The sequence below is a fragment of the Elstera litoralis genome (assembly GCF_000963705.1).
Classification (GTDB): Bacteria; Pseudomonadota; Alphaproteobacteria; order Elsterales; family Elsteraceae; genus Elstera; species Elstera litoralis.
Genome location: NZ_LAJY01000408.1, coordinates 1 through 7,487 on the forward strand (window position 1 = coordinate 1; position 7,487 = coordinate 7,487).

Consider the following 7,487-nt stretch of genomic DNA (forward strand, 5'->3'; position numbering starts at 1 on the left):
GAAACCTTCGCCAAAGCGGTTAGCCAGCTCTTCCAGAGCCAGGATACCAATGGCGACGGCGTGGTGAATGCGCTCGACACCCAGTCGAGCACTTCGGATAATTCCTCGTCGTCAAACGCCAGCGACACCGCGACCGCCGAAGCGGCCTGACTCTAATCTTTCCGTTGTCGCGTTAAAAACTCCCATCCAAGGGCACGCGCCTTTGGGGGAGTGCCGCCCTCTTTTCGCCTGAAAAGGGGGCGGTTTTTATGTCCCTCTCCGGGCACTTTTTTTGATCGTCACCGCACAGGGAAGGGCCTTCTGCTCCGTATAACAGGACAGCGAGAGCATCGCTCGACACGATGGAGGGGAAAATGGCGTCTGCAATGAGCAGTATCTTGGGTCTATCGTCCGTTCGGCAGGTTAGTTCAACCTCTGGGGCGACGCTGAAGAGCGGCGGTTCGGCTGCGACCAGCGCCCGTCAAGCGCCGACCGCGACGGCGAGCGGTTCAGGGAATCCGCGCCTGACGTCCGGGACGGCAAGCACGGTTTTGGGCGCGCAGGAGCAGAGCGCTCGTGCGCCGCAGGCAGGTGGCGGGCAGGTCAGCGCGGCATCGGCCAGCGGTTCGACATCCACCACGCTAACCCCGCTCGAAGAACTGCTCGATACCAATGGCGATGGGGTGGTCGATTGGCGGGACTATGTGTCGAGCGACGAGGCCGATGCCATCGAAACGCCAACCATGACGGGGTACACGTCGACGGGCGGCGCGGTGACGGCCTCGGTCGACGCCGGGAAGGTTACTTCCGTGGCCGCCTGATCGGTCATTGCGGTGGCCCGTAGAGCGTGAGATCGAAGGGCACGGCTTTCGCGAGCGGCAGTGGGCGAATCGGTAGAATAAGCCGGGCGAGCGGCACGAGACTGCCCTCGGCGCGTCCCGCCGCCAGCGCGGGCGCGCGGGCCAGGGTGCTTCGGCGATATCGGTTGCACGAGGCATAGGTCACGCGGAAGTTCGGGTCACGCAGGCCGAGGGCTCGAACACGCTCACCTGTGGCGGCGACCAGGAGGGCAGGGCGTGGAGAAAGTCCCGCTCCGGGAAATCGCGGCGCAGGGCGAGCCACGCCCGTTGATCGGCGGCAATCGGCCCGGCTTGCGTCAGATAGGGTTTCAGCAGCGGCCCCAGTGCCGCGCCGTCGCGCCCCTCGGCCTGCACGATCCCGACGCTGCCCATGAGGGCGAGCATGGCGGCAGCGGCGAGGCTTCCCCCGGCGAGCCCGAGCCAGGTCAGCGGCCTCAGCCATCCGTCGCGGCTGGCCCAAACGGCGGTAAGGCAGAGCGCCAGCGCGACCGCGAGTCCCAGCAGGCGCGGATTGAACGGGTAGAGCAGGGCAGGCAGCGTCAACAGTAGAATCACCGCCGCCCAGGCGCGGGTCTCCCGGCGCAGGCCGGCGCTCAGCAGCACAATGAGCAGGGCTAAACTCTCCGGGAGGGTTTCGATCTGCCCCCGCCAAAAAGCGACGTCGGTAAAGCGGCGCAAAAGCTCCGCCGTGCCGTAATGGGCGGCCCCGTTGCTCAGCACCTGCGCGCTGAATTCCGCCGGATAGCGCCCGACGTAGATCAGGAATGGCGCAACCGCGAGGGCAAAGCCGAGGGCGGTCCAGGGGATCGCCCGCCGGTGCGGGCGCGGTGCCGAAGGGCCGCAGCAGCCCGGTTTCGATCAGCAGCGCGGCGAGGCCGACGAAAGGGGCGGTCGGGTAATAGGCGAGCCCGGCGATGCCAACCAAGGCCCCGCGCCCGAGGGCAGCGGTTCGCCCGGCCAATCGGCACCAGGACCAGAAACCCTAAGAAAGCCACCAGAACCGCGCCCTCATAGCGCACATAGAGCGCGCCGCGCAGAATGGTTTGCGCGCCGAAGACGGTCAGTGCCGCCAAACCGGCCGCGCTCGCGCTCGCCCCCGCCTGCCGTGCCACCCGATAGACCAGCAGCGACGCCAGCATCAACAGCAGCACGCTCGGCGCCCCCACGGCCCGCGCGGTGAGCCCGCCGATCCAGAGCGCCAGAGTTTGCAGCAGCATGACGATGGGGGGCAGAAAATCCGCCGTGGCGCTGCCGACGCCATCGGCATGGATCAGCCGCTTCGGCGTGCCGGTCTGAAGAAACTGATAGGCGCTTTCGGTGAACCAAATCTCGTCGCCGGTGAGGGCCGCCGGGAAAAGCCCGGCGCGGGCGATCAGAATAATCAGCGCCGCGCCCCAGGCCGCCCATAGCCACAGCGGCGGGCGCATATCGGAAGAGATCGGCATAATGTCCCATCGCCCTAAGGTTTCGGCGACTCCAGCCAGCCGGGAAAGAGGCGCTTCAAGAGCTTATAGGACGGCGGCACCAGCAGCACCACCATCGTAATGCGCACGATATGATGGGCGGCCACATAGGCGGTATCGCCGCCAAGATAGAGGGCGATCAGGCTCATTTCCGCAAGCCCCCCCGGCGCGAAAGCCAGCACGGCTGAGGCGAACGAGATGCCCGTCAGACTGTGAACCACCCAGGCAACCACTAAGCAAATCGCCAACATCAGCAGGGTCAGCCCGAAGGCCATAACGAAGGTCCGTCCGAAGAATTGCGTCGGCGTATTGCGAAAGCGTGCTCCCAGACTGGCCCCGATAATCGTTTGCGCGATGGCGACCAGCAGGTCGGGCGGGCCAGATTGCGTGAGACCGGCAAGGTGAATCGAGGCCGACAGCAGCATCGAGCCGGTCAATTGCGGCGCGGGCAGGCGGCAGAGCCGGGCACAGGGATAGCCGCAGAGGGCACAGATCGCGAGCAAAAACAAATCGAACGGCGCGGGCCAGGAGGCGAACGATAGGCTGATGGAGGGGCTCACATAGCCCGTGGTAAAGCGAAACCAGAACGGCAGAATGATGACGACGAGAACGATGCGCAGGGCGTGCAGCAGCGACAGGCGCTTCTCATCGCCGCCTTCCGCGCCGCCGATCATCGTCATTTCCATCAACCGCCGGGGACCGAGGCGAAATAGGCGGTGACGCGGTCGAGCCCTGCCCAGCGCTGCATCGCTACTTTGCCCGCCCAAACGGTGAATGCGATCAACGGCCCGAGCCACAGCAGCGACACCGCCCAAGCCCCCATTTGGTGGAGCATATCGGGTTTGAACGCGCTGCCCCAGCATCACCCCGAGGATCGATACCATCGCCACCCGCAGGCGCGGGGCCGACTGCACGGGCGCGCCCGCCACGGCGGCAATCGTTACCGCGACCAAGGCCCCGATCATAAAGGCCAGCGGGAAATGCAGCAGGTAGAATAGAAGGCCGCCCGCAGCGCCGAGGCTGAGGGTAAGGCCGATCCGCTGGGCGGTCTTGCGTCGGCTGTGAGGGGGCGCGGCGCGGTCATCGGCGGCGGGCGGGGTATCCGGGATAGGCCGGATCGGTCAGTGTGTCGGGCATGCACTTATTCTGGCATGGCCCGTTCCGTCTGACCAATTCCCAAGCTGCACAGCGGCTATGGCAGAAACTGTTCCTTCAGAATCCGCTCTTCCAGCGTGTGATCCGGGTCGAACAGCAGGGTAAGGCCTAAGGAGCGGTCCTCGCGCACATCCACCTTCACCACATCGCGTACTTCGGTATAATCGGCGACCGCACTAACGGGGCGCTTATCGGCTTCCAGAATCTCGAAGCTTACCGAAACCGTGTGCGGCAGCAGCGCGCCGCGCCAGCGCCGGGGCCGGAACGGGCTAATCGGCGTCAGCGCCAGAACGCCTGCGCCCAAGGGCACGATCGGCCCGTGGGCAGAAAGATTATAGGCGGTGCTGCCGGCGGGGGTTGCAATCAACAGCCCGTCGCAAATCAGCTCTTCAAGCCGCTCCACCCCATCGATGAGGATGCGCAGTTTCGCCGCCTGCCGGGTTTGGCGCAGCAGCGAGACCTCGTTGATGGCGAGCGCGTCGCGCGTGCTGCCGTCGCGCCGGGTCGTGCGCATTTTCAATGGATGCAGAGTGACGCGCTGAGCGGCGGCAATGCGCTCTTGCAGCCTATCCTCATTATGCTCGTTAAGGAGAAACCCGACGGAGCCCCGGTTCATGCCGTAGATCGGCACGCCCCGTTCCAAATGGCTGTGCAGGGTTTCCAGCATCAAGCCGTCGCCGCCCAGGGCAACGACGACATCCGCTTCCCACGGGTCGGCCTGCCCATAGCGGGCAGTGAGGCGGGCGAGGGCCTCTTGCGCCGGGTCGGCGTCGGAGGCGACAAAGGCGATCCGCAAGGGGCCTTGGTTGGAAAAATGCGTGCTCATGGAAGCATCAACCGCCCGTCACGCTCATGTGCCGGGGCACGGCGGGGGCGGTGTGGGTCCGGTCGATAATGAAATCATGGCCCTTGGGCTTGCGCGCAATCGCCGCCCGGATGGTCTCGATTAGGGCGGCATCGTCCCGCCCATCCCGCAAGGGCGCGCGCAGATCGGCGGCATCCTCCTGCCCCAAGCACATATAAAGTGTGCCGGTACAGGTGAGGCGAACGCGGTTGCAGCTTTCGCAGAAATTATGCGTGAGCGGGGTGATGAAGCCCAAGCGCTGCCCGGTTTCCGCCACCTGCCAATAGCGGGCCGGGCCGCCGGTTTGGTAGCTGGTTTCGGTCAGCGTCCAGCGGTTCCTCAACTCGGCGCGCACCTGGGCGAGCGGCAGATACTGATCGAGCCGCATCTCGCCACCGATGTCGCCCATCGGCATGACTTCGATGAAGACGAGATCGAAACCCTCGTCGCCGCACCAAGCGATCAGCCGGTCGAACTCATCCTCATTCACGCCTTTCAGCGCGACGGCATTGATTTTAACGGCCAGCCCCGCCGCTTTTGCCGCTTGCAGCCCGTCCAGCACCGTGCCGAGCTTGCCCCAGCGGGTGAGGGCGGTGAATTTGTCAGCATCCAGGGTATCGAGCGACACATTGATGCGCTTTACCCCGGCTTTCGCCAAGGTTTCGGCATATTTGCCGAGTTGCGAGCCGTTGGTCGTGAGGGTGAGTTCGTCCAACCCCGATCCGATCCGGCTGCCCAACCGCTCGATAAGCTGCATCACATTGCGCCGCACCAGTGGCTCGCCCCCGGTGAGGCGAATCTTGCGCGTGCCGGTCGCAATAAACGCCCCCGCCAGCCGTTCCAGCTCTTCCAAGGTCAGCAGATCGGCTTTCGGCAGAAAGCTCATATCTTCCGACATGCAATAGACGCAGCGAAAATCGCAGCGATCTGTTACGGAAATGCGTAGGTAGGAAATCGCCCGCCCGAACGGGTCGATCAACGGGGCCGCAGCGGGCGAGGGGCGGTGAACAGCGTCAAGCATCCTCTTACTATAGGGAGCCGCACGGCAAGTTTCATGGGGAATCGGTTTAGAAAGTGACGGGGGGAGTACGAAAGTGATTGGGGCAACCGTGATTCTGGCGGGCGGCGCGGGCACGCGCTTAGGGGGCGATAAGCCGCTGCGGCTGCTGGCGGGACGCCCCCTCATCGCCCATGTGGCCGACCGATGCCGCGCGCCGCGGTGGATCAATGCCGCCGATCCGCGCCTTGCCGCCTATGGAACCCTGGTGCCGGACCTGCCGTCGCCGGGGCAGGGGCCGCTGGTAGGGGTTTGGTCGGCGCTCTGCTATGCTGAAAGCCTGGGAATCGCGACGGTGCTGACGGTGCCGGTCGATACGCCGTTTCTGCCGAGCGATTTGGCGGATCGGCTGGCGGCGGCGCTGGGGAGGGGGCGCGGCGGTAGCGGCGACGCCCGAAGGCTGGCAGTCGGCCTGTGCCCTGTGGCGGGTCACGGCAGCCCCCCTGCTCGCCGCCCGGCTCGCGGCAGGCGATTGGTCGCTGCACGGGGCCTTGCGCGCGGTTTCGGCCAAGGTGGTTGACTTCGACGCGGAGATAACGCCGTTATTTTTCAATATCAACACGCGGGCCGATCTGGCCGCAGCGGAAACACGGGGGAGCGCGGCCGATGGCCCAGACTGAGCAGAAGAAGATCCGCGTCGTCGTTGCCGGGGTTAGCGGCTGGGTGGGGCGCGAGTTGGTTCAGGCGATTGCCGCGTCGGACGATCTGGTTCTGACCGGCGCGGTGGCGCGCGGCGTGGCGGGGCAAGACGCCGGAACCCTCGCCGGGTTGCCGACGCCCTTGGGCGTTCCCGTCCATATCAGCGCGCAGGAAGCGCTGGCGGCGGGGGCCGATGTGCTGGTGGATTACACGAAACCCCAGGCCGTCCGCGCCCATGTGGCGGCGGCGCTGGAAGTGGGGGTTGCGGTGGTCATCGGCACGTCGGGCCTGACGGCGGAAGATTATTTCGAAATCGATTCGATGGCGCGCGGCCGGAGCCTCGGCGTGGCCGCTGCGGGGAATTTTTCGGTGACGGCGATGCTGCTGAAGCGTTTCTCCCTGATGGCGGCGCAATATGTCGGCGATATCGAGATCATCGATTACGCCGGGCCGCAAAAGCCCGATGTGCCGAGCGGCACCGCGCGCGAGTTGGCCGAAGCCTTGGAAAATGCCCGCGAGCATCCGCCGACGGCCAAACCCGTCGCCGATATTCTCGGGCCGAAGGAAGCGCGCGGCGCGCAGATCGGTACCGTGCCGGTGCATTCGGTGCGGCTGCCCTCCTATGTTCTCGCCTGCGAAACGCACTTCGGCCTGCCGGGTGAGCGGCTGACGATCCGCCACGACGCCGGAACCTCTGCCGCGCCTTACGTAGCGGGCACGCTGCTAGCGGTTCGAAAAGTGCGGAAGTTTATCGGTCTACGCCGGGGGCTCGACGGGATTCTGGACGCATAACCCCGAACCCCGCTATACAGCGCGGATCATGCGGATTTTGTTCATCACCGCCACGCGCTTGGGCGATGCCGTGCTGTCCACGGGGCTGCTCGGCGCGCTGCTGGCGGCGCATCCCGGCGCGCGGATCACGGTGGCGGGTGGGCCGGTCACGGAAAGCCTGTTTGTCGACCTGCCGGGGCTCGAACAATTCATTCCGATGCCGAAACAGAGGCGCGGTGGCCATTGGTTTGCCCTGTGGCGGCAGGTGATCGGGCGGCGTTGGGATCGGGTGATTGACCTGCGCGGCTCGCTCATCGGCTATTGCCTGCGGGCAGGCCGGGTGCAGCGCTGGCACACAGGCCTGAAATCCACGCATCGGGTAGCGCAACTCGCCGAATGTTTTGGAATCGATCCAATTCCGGCTCCGCGTTTGTGGATTGACGCCGCCGCTCCGGCATTATCGCGCGACGACCGCCCCATTCTGGCGCTGGGACCAACGGCGAATTTCCAAGGCAAGCAGTGGCCGCTGGACCGCTTCGCTGCCCTCGCCCGCGCGCTCACCGGCCCCGGCGGGAAACTGGCGGGCGGGAGGATTCTCTTAATCGGTGCGCTTTCGGAACGGTCCGCCGCCGCGCCGCTATTTGCGGCCTTGCCGGAGGCGGAAGACGGGTTCGGCTTGGGCGATCTGCGCCGCGTCGGCGCGGCCTTGCGGGTGGCGC

Annotated in this window: 10 protein-coding genes and 1 pseudogene; 5 read left to right on the top strand and 6 right to left on the bottom strand. The window is 65.8% G+C overall.

What is annotated here, in order from left to right; genetic code table 11:
* The first annotated feature begins 365 nt into the window (after positions 1 to 365).
* Positions 366 to 800 (top strand): hypothetical protein, encoded by a 435-nt coding sequence (locus VZ95_RS14575; protein WP_045776503.1) that lies wholly within the window; start codon positions 366 to 368, stop codon positions 798 to 800.
* Between the two features lie 4 nt (positions 801 to 804).
* On the opposite strand, the gene VZ95_RS14580 is transcribed toward VZ95_RS14575, so the two are convergent.
* From VZ95_RS14580 to VZ95_RS14595, 4 genes and pseudogenes are all read right to left on the bottom strand, one after another.
* Complete coding sequence (locus tag VZ95_RS14580; RefSeq protein ID WP_045776504.1) at positions 805 to 984, bottom strand: hypothetical protein; 180 nt, start codon at positions 982 to 984, stop codon at positions 805 to 807.
* A complete protein-coding gene (locus VZ95_RS14585) occupies positions 981 to 1,559 on the bottom strand; it encodes a hypothetical protein (protein ID WP_045776505.1) in 579 nt (192 codons plus the stop codon). The genes VZ95_RS14580 and VZ95_RS14585 overlap by 4 nt, the downstream gene beginning before the upstream one ends.
* 38 nt (positions 1,560 to 1,597) lie before the next feature.
* Positions 1,598 to 2,284 (bottom strand): hypothetical protein, encoded by a 687-nt coding sequence (locus VZ95_RS14590; protein ID WP_045776506.1) that lies wholly within the window; start codon positions 2,282 to 2,284, stop codon positions 1,598 to 1,600.
* A gap of 14 nt (positions 2,285 to 2,298) precedes the next feature.
* Positions 2,299 to 3,137: pseudogene (locus tag VZ95_RS14595) on the bottom strand (AbrB family transcriptional regulator).
* A 7-nt stretch (positions 3,138 to 3,144) separates the two neighbouring features.
* On the opposite strand from VZ95_RS14595, the gene VZ95_RS25735 reads away from it, so the two are divergent.
* Positions 3,145 to 3,300, top strand: coding sequence for a hypothetical protein (locus VZ95_RS25735; RefSeq protein WP_198148322.1), 156 nt, complete (start codon positions 3,145 to 3,147; stop codon positions 3,298 to 3,300).
* Positions 3,301 to 3,494: 194 nt separating this feature from the next.
* Here VZ95_RS25735 and VZ95_RS14600 read toward each other — a convergent pair whose 3' ends face one another.
* A complete protein-coding gene (locus tag VZ95_RS14600; RefSeq protein WP_045776507.1) occupies positions 3,495 to 4,283 on the bottom strand; it encodes an NAD kinase in 789 nt (262 codons plus the stop codon).
* A gap of 7 nt (positions 4,284 to 4,290) precedes the next feature.
* Complete coding sequence (moaA, locus tag VZ95_RS14605) at positions 4,291 to 5,322, bottom strand: GTP 3',8-cyclase MoaA (protein ID WP_084627808.1); 1,032 nt, start codon at positions 5,320 to 5,322, stop codon at positions 4,291 to 4,293.
* A 73-nt stretch (positions 5,323 to 5,395) separates the two neighbouring features.
* Here moaA and mobA point away from each other — a divergent pair, with 73 nt between their 5' ends.
* The 3 genes from mobA to VZ95_RS14620 all read left to right on the top strand — a co-directional run.
* Complete coding sequence (gene mobA, locus VZ95_RS14610) at positions 5,396 to 5,878, top strand: molybdenum cofactor guanylyltransferase (RefSeq protein ID WP_052711796.1); 483 nt, start codon at positions 5,396 to 5,398, stop codon at positions 5,876 to 5,878.
* A gap of 86 nt (positions 5,879 to 5,964) precedes the next feature.
* A complete protein-coding gene (gene dapB / locus VZ95_RS14615) occupies positions 5,965 to 6,789 on the top strand; it encodes a 4-hydroxy-tetrahydrodipicolinate reductase (protein WP_045776508.1) in 825 nt (274 codons plus the stop codon).
* Between the two features lie 28 nt (positions 6,790 to 6,817).
* Positions 6,818 to 7,487: glycosyltransferase family 9 protein (locus VZ95_RS14620; protein WP_045776509.1), on the top strand; the 670-nt coding region annotated here is incomplete at its 3' end.